This is a genomic window from Bacteroidota bacterium, assembly GCA_020161395.1.
Lineage (GTDB): Bacteria > Bacteroidota > Ignavibacteria > Ignavibacteriales > Ignavibacteriaceae > UTCHB3.
Map to the genome: position 1 here is coordinate 47693 of JAIUOE010000006.1, position 19445 is coordinate 67137.

Here is a 19445-nt window from a genome sequence, read left to right on the forward strand (position 1 = left end):
AGCCCCAATATATTAATTTTGGGGGATGAAATCGTTGAGAATGCAAAAATCAGTCATGCTTCAAACCCGGATTATTCCCGATCCATGAAGAAAATTTTACTGGTCACTAATTTTCCGGCTCCATATCGCATACATTTATACGATGAACTCGGAGTCCAACTTGGTGAGAAGTTTTTCGTGATCTATACTGATTCTTCAGTTGAAGGGCATGAATGGCACCATCCTCATCTTAAACATTCTCACCACTTTATCAGAAATTATGAACGCGCCATAGAAATCGCGTCAAAATTTCGTCCCGATGTGGTGATTCTTGGCGGTGTGAATATGCATACATTAAAGCTTTTTTTCTTTGCCAAGCGGGAAAAAATCAAAATTTCCATTTTCACTGATATGTGGCAACTCCCTTTTTCGCAACTAAGCAAACCTTCGCAATATCTTAGAAAATATCTTTACCGGCATGCAGATCATTTTATTGTTCCAGGTCTGAAATCCAAAGCTCACATTCTAGAATCAACCAATGCCTCAAATGCTCAAATAATTCATGTTTTACCGATTCTTCCGAATGCCTGCCATTTCCCGTTTAAGCCAAATTTTGAGGTGACTAAAGAATTTGATTTAGTGTTTTCCGGTCAAATTATCCCTCGAAAACTTCCTTTATTTTTTGTAGAGGTTGCTGCAAAGGTTAATAAAATACGAAAGATCAAGGTTTTGGTTTTGGGAGATGGTTCCCAAAGAGAAGTCATGGAAAAAAGACTGCATGAGTATGGAATACAACACATTTTTAATGGGTATATCGAACAAAACGAGCTTCAATCGTGCTATTTCAAGAGCGGATTACTACTGTTCCCGACAAAAAATGACCCGTGGGGAGTTGTAGCAAATGAAGCACTATCCGCCGGCTTGCCTGTAGTCATATCTCCCAATGCCGGAGCCGCGGATGATTTGATTATCTCGGGCAAGAATGGTTTTGTACTTGAAACTGATGTGGAGCTCTGGGCACAAAAAACCGTTGAGATACTGGAAGGAAAGCATAAATTTGAGTTTGATGCACCACCAGACATCAAAACACTCACTGAAAATCTGTTGTCATCGTTAACCGGCATTGGTGTCTGAGATATGGATTATTTTTTTGCCTTTAGAAATTTAACTCACAGCAACTCTGTGATAATCCGTAAAATCTGCGTGTATCCGCGTCCCATTTAACAAAGATCCACCGCATGAAGCAAAAAAAACTCCTCCTCTTGTTGAAACTTCCACCACCTGTAACAGGTGTAACCAAAATGTGTTCCTCTGTCCTCGAAAGTGAAAGACTATACAAGGAGTTTAACACAAAAGCTATCGGTCTAAGCTATGCAAAGGATGTGAAAAGTACAGGAGGGCTTACTGCTTCAAAATTTAAAAAGCTTTTTGAGAGTATCTTAAAAACGATATTTACAGTAGTGATTTTCTTACCCGATCTCGTTTACTTCGTCCCATCGCTTACCGGATCAGCATTTCTAAGAGACTTCCTGTTTATTCTGATCCTGAAATTCTTTAGAAGAATGACCATTTTTCACCTGCATGGTACTGGTTTAAAAGAGACCGCACTTAAATCAAAATTCTATAAAAAACTCTACAAATTCTCCTTCAATAACAGCGAGATAATAACTCTCTCTGAAAAACTGGAACATGATCTTGATTTTCTGACACCAAAAAAAATTCATATCCTCCCCAATGGAATTGCGACCGCCGCCCCATCCCCCCTCCTTGTGACCGCCCCCCCAGCCCCCCTCCTTGTAAAGGTGGGGGGAGGAATGCTCACGAATTTACTCTTTGTGAGTAATTTTTATGAATATAAGGGGATTCCCGAACTTATCGAATTGCTTGCCGGGGTTCACCAGCAAGGACACGATTTCACCTGTAAAATCGCAGGTGAGGAAAACCATATAACCGCCGATGTCCTTCAAAAACTTATTGATAATAATGGACTAACCGAAAAGGTAGATTATCTCGGAAGCGTAAAAGGAGATGACCTTCTCGCCTTGTATGATCAATCGGATATCTTCATCTACCCGACAAAAAAAGATGCGATGCCGTTAGTAATTCTTGAAGCCATGAGAGCGGGACTCGCAATTCTCTCCAATCCCGTTGGTGCAATTCCGGATATGATCGGAAATGATCCCGGCACACTCCCGACAACTGAAAATTTGATTTCGCTTTTGACCAGTCCGGATAAAACCCGTAAATTAGGAGAACAAAACCGCAAAACATTTGAGGAAAAATTCACAATCGACAAATTTCATTCAGGCTTGTTACAAATTTTGATAAAAGCAACCACTGAAGAAGGTATGAAGGCTGAATTTCTGAAGGACGAAGGATGAACTCCGAAATATCTGTCTTTCCCTTGGTACCGCCCCCCTGCCCCCCTCCTTGTAAAGGTGGGGGAACGACCCCCTCTGTGCTCTCTGTGTGCTCTGTGGTTTATTCAGCCTTCATCCATCAGCCCTAAGCCTCGTGACATGCTGACTAAACTCAACTTCCACGGCCTCGCCATCTCCGATTTCACCGGGGAAGAACTTTGGTCCGAAGTGGATTCCACAATCCGGGATGGGAAGCAGATTGTTGTACATTGGAAGTCATTGGGGTCACCTTTTCTAATGAAGAAGACACCCGGACTCCTCGAAATTACCAACGACTTTGATATCATCCTCATAGATGGCAGGGGTCTCTATCTTTTCATGAAATTGATGGGTCAGAAGCTGAAATCGGAGCTCTACACTTCCTGGTTTACTCTGGAGTTATTAAAAAAGGCTGCGAAAAACAACTACTCTGTCATGATCCTCGGTGCTACTGAAGATGCAAACCGCGCCGCCACTTCAAACATTCGAAGTCAATATCAGGTAAAAACAGTTTACACGGGAATAAACGGCTACTTCACACCGGATGAAGAGGACTCGATAGTGGAGAAGATCAACAGGCATGCCCCCGATATCCTCCTAGTCGGAATCTCCACCCCCAAAAAGGAACTGTTCGCCCATAATCACAGGCACCACCTCAACGCAAGAATTATCCACCTCTGCGGCGGAATGGTGGATGTAATCGCCGGAAAAACCAAAATAACCCCCAAATGGATCAAAAAACTCGGACTTGCCTGGCTCTATCGCATAGCTCAGGAACCCCGCCGTCTACTCATCCCCGTCATCTCCATGATGTGGGAAGGTTTCAAATTTGCCTTCAAAATCATTTTTAGAAGGATATAAAGTTCAAACCGCAGAGGACGCAAAGACCGCAAAGGCAGGAATAAACCACCGAGCACACAGAGCACACAGAGAAGACTTCAAATAATAACCGCAAAGATCGCAGAGAACGCGAAGAGAGGGATTTTATAAAACCCATCCGCTAAATTTCGTCTAATCAGTTTCATATGTGTTCTATTTGAATCTCACACTGCGCATCATTTCTCACTATTTTGCAAATTAATTTTGGTCATTAGAATATACTTTCATAATTTTGAAAGCATGGTTTGTATAGTGTGGGACCTATATCAATAACCATCAATAATACTTGACAAAACATGAAAAACTACATATTTAAGGCTGCTTACTGCACAATACTAGTATTTTTATTTAACTTAACTGCATTTTCGCAAGACAACTGGACATGGCTAAACCCCAAACCGATGGGGAGTGGTATAAATGCATCCGCTTATTTCCCCGGTACAAATACAATTGTGGCGGTGGGACCGAACGGTTTGATACTACGATCAACCGATCATGGAAGTTCTTGGAGCCATATACAGTCAAATCTGTTTGCCAACCTGGGCACAATATCTGCTGTTAATTCCACAACATGTTTTATCGCAGGAGATAACGCTACTCTACTTAAAACCACAGACGCAGGTATCACTTGGAATATTGTTCCAATATCTGGGGTGTCGGGGGCGATTGCCTCCCTTCACTTTGTATCAACCACAACAGGCTTTCTCAGACAGGGAACTTCGGTCTATCGCTCTACTGATGGCGGGCTTAATTGGTCACTTCTTGTTGATACATTTGGATCGACATTTGGAACTGCTTCGGCAATTCACGCATTGTCTGATACAGAGGTTATAATCGGAACAACACTGGGGAAAATTACTCGAGCGACTTCATCATCTTCATGGGATCCTTCCCTTCTTTTCACAATCGAATCTAACTCAACAGTAAACTCCGTTTCATTTAACGGTTCAAAAGGAATTGCAACTTCTTGGGGAGGTGTAGCCTGGTCTTCTGATGGAGGTGCAACATGGGCAAACTCCTCCGACGATGTGTTCGATTTCAACGGTGCAATTTTTCTTTCTTCCTCCGATGCCGTGGCTTTCACCGGAATTGAACAAATTAAATTCTCCTCTGATGCAGGGCAAGCATGGTCCAACATCGCCACTTCCGGTTCACTCGCTCTCACAAACGCTGCCTCAAATCTTTCAGGAAATGGAATTATCCTCGGGTCATCCGGTATTCAATATAATACAATAAATTCGGGAGAAAACTGGACAAAATCATCAACCTCCATATCCTCCGGCACACTAAGATCTATTACTTGCAATGGTTCTAATATTTTGGCTACCGGCGATAACGGTCAGGTAATTCGCTCAACTAACGGTGGGACCTCTTTCACTTCCGCAACTGTCGCTGGTGGAATTACTATACAGGATATAAAATTCACAAATTCAACAACTGCATATTTGGTCGCGGGGGCATCGATCTACAAATCAACTGATGCTGGTGGAACCTGGAATGTTAGTCATGCATACGCCTCTACTACTTTCTATGAAATTTCCTTCTTCGATGACAATAACGGAATCGCTGTTGGAACATCTGGGAAGACATCATACACAACAAATGCAGGAACATCATGGAATAATGTTGTTTATACCCCGACATTCACCATTTATACAATTACAACCTCAGGTTCCTCAACCGCTTTCGCTTCCGGGGATAATGGCAAAATTCTAAAGACTACTGACAAAGGTGCTTCATGGACAAATTCAAACACAATCACGGGACCAATTAATTCTGTATTTTCGATTGATGGTGTAAATGTGTGGGCAGTAGGAAATTTTGGGAATATATTCAAGTCCCCTGACGCGGGTGCAAATTGGAGCCCGGTTACCTCGGGTACAACCAGCCATCTTCAGTCTGTTCGTTTTTCCGATTCTCAAAACGGAATAATAGTTGGTAATCTGGGATTTACTCTCAAGACAACAAATGGTGGTTTAACTTGGACAGGAACCATGCAGATGACGGACAAAAATCTTATGAGTGCTGCATTAATTGATGGGTCAACTACTCTTCTCTGTGGTGGGAACGGCACGGTCTTAAAATCCTATAACGCTCCCCTCCCTGTCGAACTCACCTCCTTCACAGCATCTGTAAGAAACAACACAGTAAACCTCAACTGGGAGACAGCGACGGAAATCGACAACTACGGATTCGAAATCGAAAGAAAAGATAATTCCACCTCCTGGACAAAAATCGGCTTCGTTGGGGGACACTATACCTCCAATTCACCGAAATATTACAATTTCTCCGACAAACCAACCGGCTCTGGCAAACATTCCTATCGCCTCAAACAAATCGACAACGATGGCAAATTTGAATACAGTCCCGAAGTGGTAGTGCTGATCGATAATCTCCCGAATGGATATTTACTCGAACAAAACTATCCAAACCCCTTCAACCCAGAAACATCCATAAAATTTGTGCTCAAAGAGAATACAAAAGCCTCACTCAAAGTTTATAATCCAATGGGAGAATTGGTTGCAACCCTTTTTGAAGGAATTGCGGACGCCGGCAGATACTATGACATCAAATTCTACGGCAATAATCTGGCATCCGGCTTCTACATATACACACTCGATGCCGGCAAACATCGCCAAACCCGAAAAATGATACTTATGAAATAGCCATTAAAACCACAGAGCACACAGAGCTCACCGAGAAAACCCCTCTGTGCTCTCTGTGTGCTCTGTGGTTTATTACACTGTGGTTTATGTCATACTTCCACCCTTTGCAGTTTCGCAGTTTTGTAGTAACTTTAGGACACTAAAACTTAAATTTTCCGGAAAATGATATTGAATAAACCGCAGAGATCGCAAAGTTCGCAAAGAATAGAATTAAATATAAAATTGTATGATCCATCCGTGTAATCCGTGTAACTATTCTGAATCCACATCATCCGTGTTCCATTAAAAACTATGAAATTACTAATAACAGGCGGAGCGGGCTTCATCGGCTCACACATGGCGGAAAACTTCTCAAACAAGGGGTGGGAAGTGGTGGTACTCGACAATTTCCTCACGGGGAAACGCGAAAACCTCTCCCACATCTCCGGAAATCTTAAAATAGTGGAAGGTGATATCCGTAATGCCTCCATCGTAAACGAAGTAATGGCAGGATGTGACGCTGTAATTCACCTCGCTGCTTTGGCATCGGTTCCTGCATCGTTCAAAAATCCTGTTGAAACTTACGAAGTAAACTTCATGGGCACCCAAAATGTCCTGGAGGCAGCACTTCAACACAAAGTAAAAAGAGTAACATTTGCCTCCTCATCAGCGGTATACGGCGATACGGAAATCCTCCCCATTACCGAGGAAAACCCCGATAACCCCCTTTCACCTTACGGAGTAAGCAAACTTCTCGGCGAAAAACTCTGCCGGTTCTACAACACAGCATTTGGACTCTCAGTCGTCATCTTCCGTTTTTTTAATGTATATGGTCCGCGGCAAAACCCCTTTTCGGAATATTCAGCCGTAATCCCCAAATTCCTCAGCATCATAAAAGACGGCGGCACCCCCGTAATCTTCGGCGACGGAGAACAAACCAGAGATTTTATATATATCTCCGACCTCGTCCATGCCCATGAGCTAGCTATTGAGTCGTTTAAAACCACAGAGCCCACAGAGATCACAGAGGAAGAATTTAAAAAACAATCCGTGTCATCCGTGTTAAATCCGTGTAACCATTCTTCTCAATCCGTGTCATCCGTGTTAAATCCGTGTAATCCGTGTAACCATTCTTCCCCCTTGAATTTAGGTAGTGGCGAAAAAACCTCCCTGAACGACCTGATAAAAATCATCTCAATGCAGCTTGGAAGGGAAGTAAAACCAAAGTATGACCCCCCCAGATCAGGTGATATACTTCACAGCTATTGTGAAATTTCTCAAATTAACGATATTTTAACATTCAAACCCAAAGTTTCCATGGAAATTGGTATTGAAAAAATGTTGAAATATTATAACTTGGCAAACTAATTATTTAATTTTAATTGAAAATGTCAGACTACAAAACAGAACTCCTCCGGAAAATAGAAAACAGATCACTCGTCATAGGTGTAATTGGGCTTGGATATGTAGGCCTCCCCCTTGCAGTCGAGTTTGGCAGACAATACCCCGTAATCGGTTTCGATATCAACACAAAACGCGTTGAAGAACTTAAAAAAGGTGAGGACAGAACCCTCGAAGTGGATTCTGACGAACTTGCCGAAGCTAAACATCTGGTTTATTCCTACAACAAAGAAGAACTCCGAAATGTGGATGTCTTCATAGTTACCGTTCCCACACCGGTTGATGATTATAAAATCCCCGACCTCACCCCCCTCGTAAAGGCGAGTGAAACAGTCGGAGGTGTAATAAAACCCGGTGCTGTTGTAGTCTATGAGTCAACTGTTTACCCCGGATGTACTGAAGAAGATTGTATCCCCGTGGTTGAAAAACAGAGTGGATTAAAATTTAATAAAGATTTCTTCGCAGGCTACAGCCCTGAAAGAATCAATCCCGGCGACAAAGAGCACCGCGTAAGCACTATCAAAAAGGTGGTTAGCGGCAGCACACCTGAAATTGCTCACGCAGTAAACGAACTTTATAAAACCGTCATAATTGCCGGTACACATCTCGCCACCTCAATAAAGGTTGCAGAAGCCGCAAAAGTAATTGAAAACACACAACGCGACATAAATATCGCATTTGTGAACGAACTCTCGATGCTCTTTACCAAAATGGGCATCGATACTGTTGAAGTGTTGGAAGCTGCCGGAACAAAGTGGAACTTCCTCCCCTTCCGCCCCGGACTTGTAGGCGGCCACTGTATCGGTGTAGATCCATACTATCTCACCCATAAAGCAGTAAATATTGGCTACCACCCCGAAATTATCCTCGCGGGCAGAAGAATAAACGACGGTATGGGCGCCTTCATCGCATCCCAGTTCGTAAAGCTCCTCATAAAAGGCGGCTACAAAATACAGGGGAGCAAGGTACTCGTTTTAGGTATTACATTTAAAGAAAATTGTCCCGATATTCGTAACTCAAAAGTGATAGACATCATTACAGAACTCAAAGAATTCGGATGTGCAGTCGAGGTATGTGACCCCCTCGCAGATGCCGAAGAAGTAAGACACGAATACGGAGTCGATCTTACAACATGCGAAAATTTCAACACCGTACAATACGACGGAATGATTCTCGCAGTTGCCCATGACGAATTCAGAGCGATAGATGTTCCTGCCCTCAAAGCAAGGAACATAGTCCTCTACGATGTCAAATCCTTCTTCGACAAAGAACTTGTAGATGAGCGTTTATGATAATTGAGAAAAATGGAACACGGATGAGACTGATCGAACTGATTTTCACGGATACTTTTAAAGAATCCGTAGTTTATCCGTCAAATCCGTTTCATCCGTGTTCCATTGAAAATCCGTTTTATCCGTGTTCTATTAAACCGGAAGTGGTGGTAGTATGAAGTTTCTCGTAACAGGTGGTGCCGGTTTCATCGGCTCAAACATCGTTCTCGAGCTTCTGAAACAGGGACACAGCGTCCGTGTACTCGATAATTTCTCCACGGGGCGACGCAGAAACCTCCTCGGACTTGAAAACGACATAGAACTTATAGAAGGTGATATCCGCAGCTACCACACAGTGGCACAGGCAGTACGCGGAGTTGAAGCTATACTTCACCAGGCGGCACTTCCATCCGTTCCCAGATCGATAAACGACCCGATCTCAACAAACGATGTGAATGTCGGCGGAACATTAAATCTCCTCGACGCAGCTCGTGGTTCGGGAGTAAGAAGAGTGGTTTTTGCCTCCTCTTCATCAGTTTATGGCGATACACCAGAATTGCCCAAACACGAGGGAATGACACCAAACCCGATGTCCCCTTATGCTGTATCAAAGCTTACGGGTGAATATTACATGAAAGTCTTTCACCGCCTCTATGGACTCGAGACAATCGCTCTCAGATATTTTAATGTGTTTGGACCAAATCAGGATCCCACATCTCAATATTCGGCAGTAATCCCAAAATTCATAACAGCGATGAAAGAAGACCGTCAACCCGTAATCTATGGTGACGGCACACAAAGCAGAGATTTTACATTCGTCTCAAATGTAGTGAACGCGAACCTTCTCGCTGCCACAAAACAATTGGACGAATACGGGCTCGTGATGAACATCGCCTGCCACGAACGAATCTCCCTCAACGAACTCATAGAGGAACTCAACAAAGTCCTCGACAAAAACATAAAGCCCGTTTACGAATCCGCCAGACCGGGGGATGTGAAGCACTCCTTTGCAGCGATTGGGTTGATTAAGGAAAAGCTGGGGTTTGAAGTGGGAGCCCGTTTTGCACAAGGGTTGGCATTTACTATAGACCATTTTGCCAAAGGGAATTGAGAGATGAGTAAGGTTCTTGTGACGGGTGCCGGTGGTTTTATTGGATCTCATCTTACAGAATTATTGGTTAAAAAAGGTTTTGATGTCAAAGCATTTGTCAGATATAATGGGAAAAATGATTGGGGCTGGTTAGAATCATCCGAAGTTAGAAACAATATTGAAGTAATTTCCGGTGATATCAGAGACTACGATTCAGTCTATTCAGCAACGAAAGGCTGTGAATCGGTTTTTCATCTTGCTGCCCTAATTGGGATTCCTTATTCTTATGTTTCTCCCTTGGCTTATATAAGGACCAACATTGAAGGTACTTACAATATACTCGAAGCCGGCAGACAGCTTGGTTTGGAACAGATTCTGGTTACATCAACGAGTGAAACCTATGGTACGGCTCAATATGTACCTATAGATGAAAAACATCCATCGGTAGGGCAGTCGCCATATTCAGCAACAAAGATTGGTGCAGATCAACTTTCTGATAGCTACTTTAGGTCTTTCAACACTCCTGTAAAAATCGTCAGACCATTTAATACTTATGGACCAAGGCAATCTGCAAGGGCGATTATCCCTACTATAATTACTCAGATTTTGTCCGGAAAAACAGAAATCAATTTAGGGAATCTTGATCCAACTCGTGATTTGACTTTTGTGAAAGATACTGCAGAGGGTTTTTATGAGATTTATCGCTCCGAAAGAACTTTTGGAGAGGCAACCAACATTGGAATGAACGAAGAAATTTCTGTGGGTAATCTTGTTCTAATGATTGCCAGGCTTTTAGGTAAAGATATCACAGTATTGCAGGACGGTCAAAGGATTAGAACAGGAAAATCGGAAGTTGAAAGACTATGGTGTGACAATTCTAAGATTAAAAAACTTACAGGGTGGGCACCAACTTATCAGTTGGAATCAGGTTTAAATGAGACAATAGATTTTTTGAAGAATAATCTTCAGAGATATAAACCAGAGGTTTACAATGTCTGACGAAGTATCAAAGAATCAACCGGAATTAAATATCGCCGGACGACTTGTGGGAATGAATTATGATCCCCTGGTCATTGCAGAACTGGGTATTAATCATGGTGGATCCTTGGAAGTTGCCAAGGAAATGGTTGACGCGGCTGCAAGAGTTGGGGTAGAAATAATTAAACACCAAACTCACATCGTCGAAGATGAGATGAGCAGTGAGGCAAAGAAAGTAATTCCCGGTCATACCAAGGAATCAATTTATGAGATCATGGCCAAGTGTGCATTAGACGAAAAGGATGAGAGGGCTTTACAAGATTATGTGCATTCTAAAGGCTTAATTTTCATCTCGACACCCTTTTCGCGAGCCGCCGCCGATCGTTTGATCTCAATGGATGTACCGGCATTTAAGGTGGGTTCCGGTGAATGTAACAATTACCCTCTACTTAATCATATAGCTGATTTTGGTAAACCAATCATCTTATCAACCGGGATGAATTCTATTGAAAGTATCCAAAAGGCAGTCAAAATTTTTAGAGACAAACTGGTTCCTTTTGCATTGCTGCATTGCACAAATGTGTACCCCACTCCTCCGGAAATTGTAAGATTGAATGCTATCAACGAACTTAGGATCTCATTTCCCGATGCAGTTGTTGGATTGTCTGACCATACTATTACTAACTATCCCAGTATAGCAGCAGTTGCCTTAGGAGCATCAATCCTTGAAAGACATTTTACCGATAAAATGGATAGAGAGGGCCCGGATATAGTTTGTTCCATGGACCCAAAAGCTTGTAAGGAACTGATTGTTGCTTCAAGAATTGTAAAACTGGCTAGGGATGGCGGTAAGGGACCGGTCGTTCAAGAAAAGTCTACAATCGATTTTGCTTATGCATCAGTGGTTACAATTAAAGAGATTAAAAAGGGTGAGAGATTGACTAAAGAAAATATCTGGGTTAAAAGACCCGGAACTGGAGAGATTCTTGCTGAATTTTATGAGACTCTATTGGGGAAAAAAGCAAAAAGAGATGTAGAAATTGATATACAGTTATCGTGGAAGGATGTCGAATAGAAGATGAGAAGAATTTTTATTGTTGTGGAACGGAGAGCGGATTACAGCAGATTTCGCCCAATTTTACAAGAAATGAAAAAGGACCCTTTTTTCGAAATATATCTTGTAGTTACCGGAATCTGTCTTTTGGAGACTCATGGAAAAGATATCAATTATATAACCGAAGATGGTTTTGAGATTCATGCTCAAATTCCAATGTTTGTTGAAGGATCAGAGGATACCGGGGCTGAGATGGTTCGCTCTTTGAGCCGTGTAATGAAGGGGCTGGTTGATGAACTTGAAATCGCTAAGCCTGACCTGGTATTGTCAGGTTTTGATATTGGTGCCAATTTGGCTGTAACCATTGCGGCAGCTCATATGAATATTCCCGTTGCACATATCCAGGGTGGTGAAGTAACAGGGAGCATCGACGAGAGTATTCGTCATGCCATGAGTAAGTTTGCTCACATACATTTCCCGGCAACCGAACTCTCCAAGGAGAGGTTGATAAAAATGGGAGAACACCCTGATTCAATTTTTGTCGTCGGCTGTCCTTCCATAGATGTTTTATTGGAAACTCCAGTTATTCCGAGGAAAGAGATTGAAGATAAACTCTCAATTGACCTCAGCAAGCCAACTCTACTGATGATTCAACATCCGGTAACCACCGAAAGTTTAAGCTCTTTTGATCAGATTTCTGAGACAATTGATGCGATATCTGAGTCCAATATTAATTGTATTGTCTCCCTTCCAAATAATGATGCGGGTCACGCGAAAATAATTGAAAAAATTAAATCATCTGGATTAAGGTGGTATCCAAGTTTGCCAACCGATCTCTTTGTTAACCTCTATCGTAATGTATCAGCTTTGATTGGTAATTCCAGCTCCGGAATACATGAGACCCCAACATTGAGAATACCCACAATAAACATAGGGACACGACAACAGGGCAGGGAAAGAGCACCCAATGTGATTGATGTCGGTTACAATAAAGCAGAAATAGTGGAAGCAATCAAAAAAGCAGTTTTTGATGAATCATTTAGGAATTTTGTAAAAACAATCGATAATCCCTATGGAGATGGGCACTCCGCTCGTAGAATAGTTGAAATACTGCGCACAATCAAACTTGATGGTATTGTTCAGAAAATGTTTTATGACTAGTGTCGTTTTGTTAGGAGGAGGAGGATTTATTGGTTCTAAATTATCTGAGCGACTGCGTACCCTAAATTACAATGTTGTGGTAGCAGATATGCACCAAATGCCGGGGAGCACTGATAATTTTATAGAACTGGATATATTATCAGGTTCAAATTTTGCTGAGATTCTGAAAAGATTTGATGTCGTCATTAACTTAACAGGCCAGATTACATCCCCTATTAATGGCTGTTGGAAGTTGAATACTCAAGGCATTACAAACATATTGTCAGCTTTAAAGGGAAGTAATACACATATTATTCAAATTTCTACTGTTTCGGTCTATGGTACTGCAGATTTTGTTGATGAAGATTCAGCATTAAACCCGGAAACTCCTTATGCTGTTTGTAAGTCCTTTGCAGAATTTTTAGTCAGACAAAGTCTAAAGGAAGAGAATTATACTATTCTTAGGCTCTCCAATCTTTTTGGGTCAGAACAAAAGAAAGGTTTCTTTTCCTACATCGTCCAGGCAGCAAAGGGTAATCGTACACTCGAATTTAATAACGATGGCTCTCTACTACGGTATTATCTACACATTGATGATTGCGTTGAAGCAATCTCCCTCATGGCGCAAAAAAGACTTGCGGGTACATATAATGTGTGTGGGTTAAAAGCATATACTATTAAAGATATCATTGATATTTTTGACAAAATACACAATATCAAGTTTTCTGTTAAATATTCAAGTATTTCACCGTCAGAAAATATTAAAACCATCAGTTCCAGTAAATTTAAAGAATTAACTGAGTACATTGCAAGGCATTCAGTTGAAGATTATATTAAGGAAATAGTGTTGAATGACTAAAAAAATCACCGAGTTTTTAATCACTCAAATAGCGACTCTAAGAGAGGCAATGTCTCGGTTGGACAAAACACACAAAAAGGTACTTTTTGTTGTTAACGATATGAATCATTTGATCGGTTCGCTTTCCGACGGAGATATCCGAAGAGCCCTTTTAGCAAATGCAGATTTTAATATGAAGGTCGGTGACTTTTGTAATACTCATCCGCACAAATTGGGTCTGGATTACGAAGTTACAGTGGTAAAAAATCTCTTTGTGGAACATAATATTTCAGCATTGCCTGTGGTAAACTCAGAAAATTTAGTTGCTGAAATTATATTTTGGGATGATATTTTTGAAGTAAAACAAACTAATGTCAAAAAAACACAATTGCAGCTTCCGGTATTAATAATGGCTGGGGGGCAAGGTACCAGACTGGAACCTTTTACAAAAATTCTTCCTAAACCTCTGATCCCAATTGGAGATAAGTCAATCATCGAGTTAGTTATTGACAAGTTTCTGCTTTATGGAATTGACGAGTTTTATATAACTGTTAAACATAAAGCAAAAATAATAAAATCCTATTTTGAAGAACTTAACCCACCTTACAAGGTGAATTTTATTGAAGAAGGTGATCCCTTAGGTACAATTGGTGCCTTATCCCTCATTAAAAACAATATACACGACACTGTCCTGGTAACAAATTGTGATATCGTGATAGATTGTGACTATAGTGAGTTTCTTAATTTTCATAATGTAAACAAATATGGAATCAGTCTGATTGCCTCCCTAATTAACCATAAAATACCATATGGGATTTGCGAAATTGAAAACGGTGGGAATCTTAAGACATTCTCTGAAAAACCGGAACAGTCTTTCCTTGCCTCAACCGGGATGTATTTGATAAATCGCGATGTAGTCGAGATAATTCCAGAAAACACATTCTATCATGTAACGCAGCTTATTGCTCAATTAAAAGACAAAGGTGGAAAAATAGGTGTGTTTCCGATATCTGAAAATTCTTGGGTTGATACAGGTGAATGGTCCGAATACAAAAAGACAACTGCCTTCTTTAATGATTTGGCACATCAATTTTAATGCTGTCTCATCTGACAAACTAACTTTAAGCCATGTCGAGTAGAAAATTGAATTTACTAATAACGATTTGTGCCCGTGGAGGCTCAAAAGGAATCCCGGGAAAGAACTTAAGTAAAATCGCGAACTTACCACTCCTCTCCTATTCTACAGTGGTCGCGAGGGAATTTGGTGCAAAATATGATGCTGATTATGGGTTTTCAACAGATAGTGTTGATATTCTAGATTTGGCCAAGAGTGTTGGTTTTGGTACTGATTATGTCCGGCCAGCACACCTGGCTACAGACAGTTCCGGGAAAATTGATACAATTCACGATTTGATTAAATATGAAGAGTCAAAGAACTCTAAAAAATATGATTATATATTAGATCTCGACATTACTTCACCTCTAAGAACAGTTGATGATCTTGACATTGCATTTGCACTTTTACAATCCAATTCTGATGCGCTAAATCTGTTTTCGGTGAACAAAGCGCATCGCAATCCATACTTTAATCAGGTCGAAATCAAAGAAAATGGTTTTTTTGACCTGGTAAAAAAAACTCAGACACCTGTTTTAACCCGGCAGTCCGCACCTAAGGTTTGGGATTTAAATGCTTCTTTTTATTTTTATCGGAGATCCTTTTTCGATCTCAATTACAGGAATGCATATACGGAACGGTCAATAATATATGAAATGCCACATATGTGTTTTGATCTTGATGAAAAATTAGATTTTACCATTATGTCCTATCTAATTGAAAATGAGCTACTTGATTTTGAATTGCTGAAGTTAACCTAAATGCGTGTTGGGATTGTTGGTCTTGGTTCAATTGGTCAGCGTCATGCTCAAAATTTAATAAATCTTGGTGTTGAAGATTTATTACTTCTACGACTTAAAGGAATAGGCAATAAATTTGGTATTAGTGAATATTATTCGATAGAGAGTTTTTTTTGTGAGAATCCTGATTTTGTTATCATAGCTGTTCCAACTTCTGAACACATTCATTTTCTGAAGGAAGTTATAATACGAGAGAATAGTTTTCTGTGTGAAAAACCCCTTGTAAGTTCCTTCGTTAACTTGACAGAACTTGAGCAATTATTAAAAGGATATTATAAACTCGGCGCTGTAGCAATGAACATGAGGTATCATCCATGTGTCATCGCCGTCAGGGATTTGATCCAGAATCAAGTGATTGGAGAAATTCTTAGTGCCAGGTTTTTTGTCGGGCAGTATCTTCCCGATTGGAGACCCGGTCGAGATTATTCGAAATCCTATTCTGCAAAGCGAGAATTGGGTGGTGGAGTTACTTTGGATCTTATTCACGAAATTGACCTGGCGGTTCATCTGCTGGGATCACCTTCAGAAAAGTTGGTCTCAATCGCTGCCAAATTTTCGTCATTAACGATTGAAACAGAGGATATTACAGAGATTGCATACATCACTGAACGAAGGTGTCTTGTTTCTTTACATTTGGACTATGTGTTTCGTGGATATAAAAGGGATATCACACTTCTTGGAACTAATGGTCATATCATTGTTGACCTGTTCAAAAATAAACTAAGTGTTTTTAATGAAGATTGTTCATTGGTAGAAGAAATCAAATATCCACATTTTGAAAGAAATGACATGTACTTGCAAATGCTCCGAACATATATATCAGATTTGAATGGTGGAACCTTCACTTCGCCATCGGTTGAAGAAGGATTACTAACTAATAAAATTGCTTTAACAGTACTTGAACAGAATGGATTAAACAATTGACCCATAACCTAGATAAATATTTTGATATTAAGAACAAAGTAATAGTTCTAATTGGTGCAACAGGTTTGTTAGGAACACGATATACTGATTTTCTATCCGCCTTGGGTGCAAATATTGTCATTGCCGATATCGACCAGGCAAAATGTGATAATTTAGCAGAAGTAGTAAAAACGAAATATTCAGTTGATCCGTTGCCACTCCAAATTGATATGACAACCGAACATGAGATCTTAAGTCTATTTACGAAAGTAATAGATAAATATGGCAAAATTGATGTTCTAATCAACAATGCACAAATAAAACCGGAAGGTTTTTACGCACCTTTTGAGAGTTACACAAAAAGCACCTTGATGAAGGTTTTAGACGGCAATCTGGGCGGTGTGGTTTTGTGTTGTCGAGAGGCGTGCAAACAATTTGTCATTCAAGGGTATGGTGTTATTGTCAATGTTTCTTCGGTTTATGGTAATGTGGGAGCCGACCAAAGATTATATGATGGAGTGGAAAATATATACTTTCCAAGTGAGCGTTTTTCATCTCCTGTTTCTTATGCAGTTTCTAAGGCTGGGATTCTAAATCTGACCAGATATCTGGCTTCATATTATCGAGAGAAAAATATTCGAGTGAATTCACTGACTCCGGGGGGAGTTTTTGACAATCACGATGAGAAATTTAATGATCAGTATAGTGCAAGGACATTGTTGGGGCGAATGGCTGATTATGATGAATATAATTCAGCTGTCCTTTTTTTGTGTTCTGACGCATCGAGTTATATGACCGGGGCGAATTTAGTTGTTGATGGAGGGTGGACAGCAATATGAAAAATCTATCGGATTTTTGCGATGAATAAATTTGTAATAGTAGGAACTGGGGGGTTAGGGAAGCGGCACTTACAAGGGCTTGCAGCGGCTTCAGTATCTTCAGAAATTATTATTTACGACCCGAACTCTGAAGCAGTGAATAGTGCAGTGGATGCATTCAACGAAGTTAAACAAGAACATGTTAAATTAATTGTTGTGGATTCTCTTGATAAACTTCCATCAATAATTGATCTAATGATCGTGGCAACAAATTCCAGAGAGAGGTTGGAAGTCCTTTCAAGTGCGCTAAAATATAGTTCTGTAGGGATACTTATTATGGAAAAATTTCTTTTTCCTACATTGATTGAGTATGAACAAGCAAATGAGTTAATAAAGAAGAGTGGAAGTCTGGCATTTGTCAATTGTCCACTAAGAATGTGGCCTCTTTTCCAACAAATTAAGGCTAAATTAAAAAATTCAAAACAATACAGCATAGATGTTTGTGGGAATGGTTGGGGTTTAGGATGTAATTCAATTCACTATTTAGACCTCTTTTCCTTTATCACTGGAAATGAAGATTTTGTGCTTGATTTTAAAAGATTAGACCCAAAATGGATCGAAAGTAAAAGACAGGGTTATATCGAATTTACAGGTACAATTAACGGGTCCGATCCCAAAACAAACTCTTCTTTACGGATGACTTCATTCAACGCTGAGAGAACACCAATTCTACTTAGGATTTCAAGTGAAAAAGGTCATTACATTATAAGGATGGCTTCGGAAATTGATGTCATGGAAATACTTCCAGAGTCAAAATGGGATCCAAAATATTGGAAGGCTGAGAATCAATTTCAAAGTAAACTTTCGTCTCTACTTGCTGAATCAATCAGTAATAGTTCTTTGATTCAATTGCCTTCATACGAAATTTCTGCAAAGCTTCACACTTCTCTATTGGTTGGATTTCTTTACCATTTGAGAGACTACTCTGAAACGATCACAGATACTTGTTACATTACTTAATTGTTAATAACCGAAATGAAAAATTATGGACACTAAAATTCTGTTAATTGGTGCGGGACCGATGGCAATTGAGTATGCAAAAGTTTTTGAGGCTATGGGGATTGACTTTACAGTTGTCGGTCGAGGGACCGTTTCCGCGATCAAATTCCAAAAGAAAACAGGTTTTGAAGTAGTTACTGGTGGACTAGAAAATCAGCCAACAGAATTTTTTAGTAAATTCAATCATGCCATAGTTGCTGTCGATGTTGAGGGTTTACATTCATCAACAATTTTCCTTATGGTTAAGGGCATAAAAAGCATTTTGGTAGAAAAACCTGCTGGTTTAACAACTTATGATGTAATATGCTTAAATGAAGTGGCTTTCGAAAAAAAATGTAAGGTTTTCGTCGCCTATAATAGACGGTTTTACACTTCATTTTTGGAGGCTGAAAAAATGATTAAAGAGGATGATGGGGTGAAATCATTTTCGTTCGAATTTACCGAGCGGTCTCATTTTATTAGGACTCTAAATAAATCGGAGGCTGCAAAGAACAATTGGTTTTTTGCAAATTCATCTCATGTTATAGATATGGCATTTGCTTTAGGGGGTCAACCACTGGAGATTAGATCTTTCTCAAAGGGGGGGGTGGATTGGCATCCAAAAGCATCAATTTTTGCAGGCTGTGGAATTTCAAAAAAAGGTTCACTTTTCACTTACTCGGCTAACTGGGAGTCAGCTGGTGGCTGGGGAGTAGAAATCCTCACGAAATATAGGAGGCTTATTTTTAAACCTCTCGAGAGATTAAAAGTACAAAAGGTTGGTGAAAATGACCCGGTAGAACTTGAGTTGGATTATGAATTAGATATTCTCTATAAGCCCGGACTGTATAGAATGGTTGAAAATTTTATTAATGGTGACGAGAAAGCTCTTTCAATCGGTGATCACTCTCTTATGATGCCAGTATATGAACAGATTTTGCACGGTAACGTATGATAATATCTATTTTAGATATTGAATTAAATTTATATTTTACTCTTTAAATCTTAATGCGAAACATTTTACTTTTCAGTCGTCTAAGTTTAGTTCATCTTTACGGTTCAATTTCTCCGAAATTATCAGATAATAGTAGGGTCATT

At 40.2% G+C, this 19445-nt stretch carries 17 protein-coding genes; all 17 read left to right on the forward strand.

Annotated features, from left to right (window positions below):
- The first annotated feature begins 84 nt into the window (after nucleotides 1-84).
- The 17 genes from LCH52_11075 to LCH52_11155 all read left to right on the forward strand — a co-directional run bounded on the left by LCH52_11075 (nucleotide 85) and on the right by LCH52_11155 (nucleotide 19302).
- On the forward strand, nucleotides 85-1113 hold the full coding sequence (locus LCH52_11075) for a glycosyltransferase family 4 protein (protein MCA0389021.1): 1029 nt from the start codon (nucleotides 85-87) through the stop codon (nucleotides 1111-1113).
- A 104-nt stretch (nucleotides 1114-1217) separates the two neighbouring features.
- Nucleotides 1218-2360: a glycosyltransferase family 4 protein gene (locus LCH52_11080; GenBank protein MCA0389022.1), complete on the forward strand. Its 1143-nt coding sequence runs from the start codon at nucleotides 1218-1220 to the stop codon at nucleotides 2358-2360.
- Nucleotides 2361-2498: 138 nt separating this feature from the next.
- Nucleotides 2499-3239 (forward strand): WecB/TagA/CpsF family glycosyltransferase, encoded by a 741-nt coding sequence (locus LCH52_11085; protein ID MCA0389023.1) that lies wholly within the window; start codon nucleotides 2499-2501, stop codon nucleotides 3237-3239.
- 314 nt (nucleotides 3240-3553) lie between these two features.
- On the forward strand, nucleotides 3554-5923 hold the full coding sequence (locus LCH52_11090; GenBank protein ID MCA0389024.1) for a T9SS type A sorting domain-containing protein: 2370 nt from the start codon (nucleotides 3554-3556) through the stop codon (nucleotides 5921-5923).
- A gap of 291 nt (nucleotides 5924-6214) precedes the next feature.
- A complete protein-coding gene (locus tag LCH52_11095) occupies nucleotides 6215-7270 on the forward strand; it encodes an NAD-dependent epimerase/dehydratase family protein (protein MCA0389025.1) in 1056 nt (351 codons plus the stop codon).
- Between the two features lie 20 nt (nucleotides 7271-7290).
- The gene (locus LCH52_11100; protein MCA0389026.1) at nucleotides 7291-8595 is read left to right on the forward strand and encodes a nucleotide sugar dehydrogenase; all 1305 of its coding nucleotides are present in this window, start codon (nucleotides 7291-7293) and stop codon (nucleotides 8593-8595) included.
- 154 nt (nucleotides 8596-8749) lie between these two features.
- The gene (locus tag LCH52_11105) at nucleotides 8750-9685 is read left to right on the forward strand and encodes an SDR family oxidoreductase (GenBank protein MCA0389027.1); all 936 of its coding nucleotides are present in this window, start codon (nucleotides 8750-8752) and stop codon (nucleotides 9683-9685) included.
- Between the two features lie 3 nt (nucleotides 9686-9688).
- Entirely contained in the window at nucleotides 9689-10663 is a 975-nt protein-coding gene (locus tag LCH52_11110) for an NAD-dependent 4,6-dehydratase LegB (protein ID MCA0389028.1), read from the forward strand.
- A gap of 52 nt (nucleotides 10664-10715) precedes the next feature.
- Complete coding sequence (locus LCH52_11115; protein ID MCA0389029.1) at nucleotides 10716-11717, forward strand: N-acetylneuraminate synthase family protein; 1002 nt, start codon at nucleotides 10716-10718, stop codon at nucleotides 11715-11717.
- A gap of 3 nt (nucleotides 11718-11720) precedes the next feature.
- Nucleotides 11721-12857 carry a UDP-N-acetylglucosamine 2-epimerase gene (neuC, locus tag LCH52_11120; GenBank protein ID MCA0389030.1) on the forward strand — a complete coding sequence of 379 codons (1137 nt, stop codon included), beginning with the start codon at nucleotides 11721-11723 and terminating at the stop codon, nucleotides 12855-12857.
- On the forward strand, nucleotides 12850-13695 hold the full coding sequence (locus LCH52_11125) for an NAD(P)-dependent oxidoreductase (GenBank protein ID MCA0389031.1): 846 nt from the start codon (nucleotides 12850-12852) through the stop codon (nucleotides 13693-13695). Before neuC ends, LCH52_11125 begins: the two co-directional genes overlap by 8 nt.
- Nucleotides 13688-14770, forward strand: a complete 1083-nt coding sequence (locus tag LCH52_11130) for a CBS domain-containing protein (protein MCA0389032.1) — start codon at nucleotides 13688-13690, stop codon at nucleotides 14768-14770. The genes LCH52_11125 and LCH52_11130 overlap by 8 nt, the downstream gene beginning before the upstream one ends.
- A gap of 47 nt (nucleotides 14771-14817) precedes the next feature.
- The gene (locus LCH52_11135; GenBank protein ID MCA0389033.1) at nucleotides 14818-15549 is read left to right on the forward strand and encodes an acylneuraminate cytidylyltransferase family protein; all 732 of its coding nucleotides are present in this window, start codon (nucleotides 14818-14820) and stop codon (nucleotides 15547-15549) included.
- The gene (locus LCH52_11140) at nucleotides 15550-16512 is read left to right on the forward strand and encodes a Gfo/Idh/MocA family oxidoreductase (protein ID MCA0389034.1); all 963 of its coding nucleotides are present in this window, start codon (nucleotides 15550-15552) and stop codon (nucleotides 16510-16512) included.
- The gene (locus LCH52_11145; GenBank protein MCA0389035.1) at nucleotides 16509-17330 is read left to right on the forward strand and encodes an SDR family oxidoreductase; all 822 of its coding nucleotides are present in this window, start codon (nucleotides 16509-16511) and stop codon (nucleotides 17328-17330) included. The genes LCH52_11140 and LCH52_11145 overlap by 4 nt, the downstream gene beginning before the upstream one ends.
- Before the next feature lie 21 nt (nucleotides 17331-17351).
- Complete coding sequence (locus LCH52_11150) at nucleotides 17352-18329, forward strand: Gfo/Idh/MocA family oxidoreductase (protein ID MCA0389036.1); 978 nt, start codon at nucleotides 17352-17354, stop codon at nucleotides 18327-18329.
- 25 nt (nucleotides 18330-18354) lie between these two features.
- On the forward strand, nucleotides 18355-19302 hold the full coding sequence (locus LCH52_11155; GenBank protein MCA0389037.1) for a gfo/Idh/MocA family oxidoreductase: 948 nt from the start codon (nucleotides 18355-18357) through the stop codon (nucleotides 19300-19302).
- Nucleotides 19303-19445 lie beyond the last annotated feature (143 nt).

Coding starts and splice junctions, on each gene's coding strand:
- LCH52_11075 (MCA0389021.1), top strand. CDS start 85: ATGAAGAAAATTTTACTGGTCACTAATTTTCCGGCTCCATATCGCATA.
- LCH52_11080 (MCA0389022.1), top strand. CDS start 1,218: ATGAAGCAAAAAAAACTCCTCCTCTTGTTGAAACTTCCACCACCTGTA.
- LCH52_11085 (MCA0389023.1), top strand. CDS start 2,499: ATGCTGACTAAACTCAACTTCCACGGCCTCGCCATCTCCGATTTCACC.
- LCH52_11090 (MCA0389024.1), top strand. CDS start 3,554: ATGAAAAACTACATATTTAAGGCTGCTTACTGCACAATACTAGTATTT.
- LCH52_11095 (MCA0389025.1), top strand. CDS start 6,215: ATGAAATTACTAATAACAGGCGGAGCGGGCTTCATCGGCTCACACATG.
- LCH52_11100 (MCA0389026.1), top strand. CDS start 7,291: ATGTCAGACTACAAAACAGAACTCCTCCGGAAAATAGAAAACAGATCA.
- LCH52_11105 (MCA0389027.1), top strand. CDS start 8,750: ATGAAGTTTCTCGTAACAGGTGGTGCCGGTTTCATCGGCTCAAACATC.
- LCH52_11110 (MCA0389028.1), top strand. CDS start 9,689: ATGAGTAAGGTTCTTGTGACGGGTGCCGGTGGTTTTATTGGATCTCAT.
- LCH52_11115 (MCA0389029.1), top strand. CDS start 10,716: ATGAATTATGATCCCCTGGTCATTGCAGAACTGGGTATTAATCATGGT.
- neuC (MCA0389030.1), top strand. CDS start 11,721: ATGAGAAGAATTTTTATTGTTGTGGAACGGAGAGCGGATTACAGCAGA.
- LCH52_11125 (MCA0389031.1), top strand. CDS start 12,850: ATGACTAGTGTCGTTTTGTTAGGAGGAGGAGGATTTATTGGTTCTAAA.
- LCH52_11130 (MCA0389032.1), top strand. CDS start 13,688: ATGACTAAAAAAATCACCGAGTTTTTAATCACTCAAATAGCGACTCTA.
- LCH52_11140 (MCA0389034.1), top strand. CDS start 15,550: ATGCGTGTTGGGATTGTTGGTCTTGGTTCAATTGGTCAGCGTCATGCT.
- LCH52_11150 (MCA0389036.1), top strand. CDS start 17,352: ATGAATAAATTTGTAATAGTAGGAACTGGGGGGTTAGGGAAGCGGCAC.
- LCH52_11155 (MCA0389037.1), top strand. CDS start 18,355: ATGGACACTAAAATTCTGTTAATTGGTGCGGGACCGATGGCAATTGAG.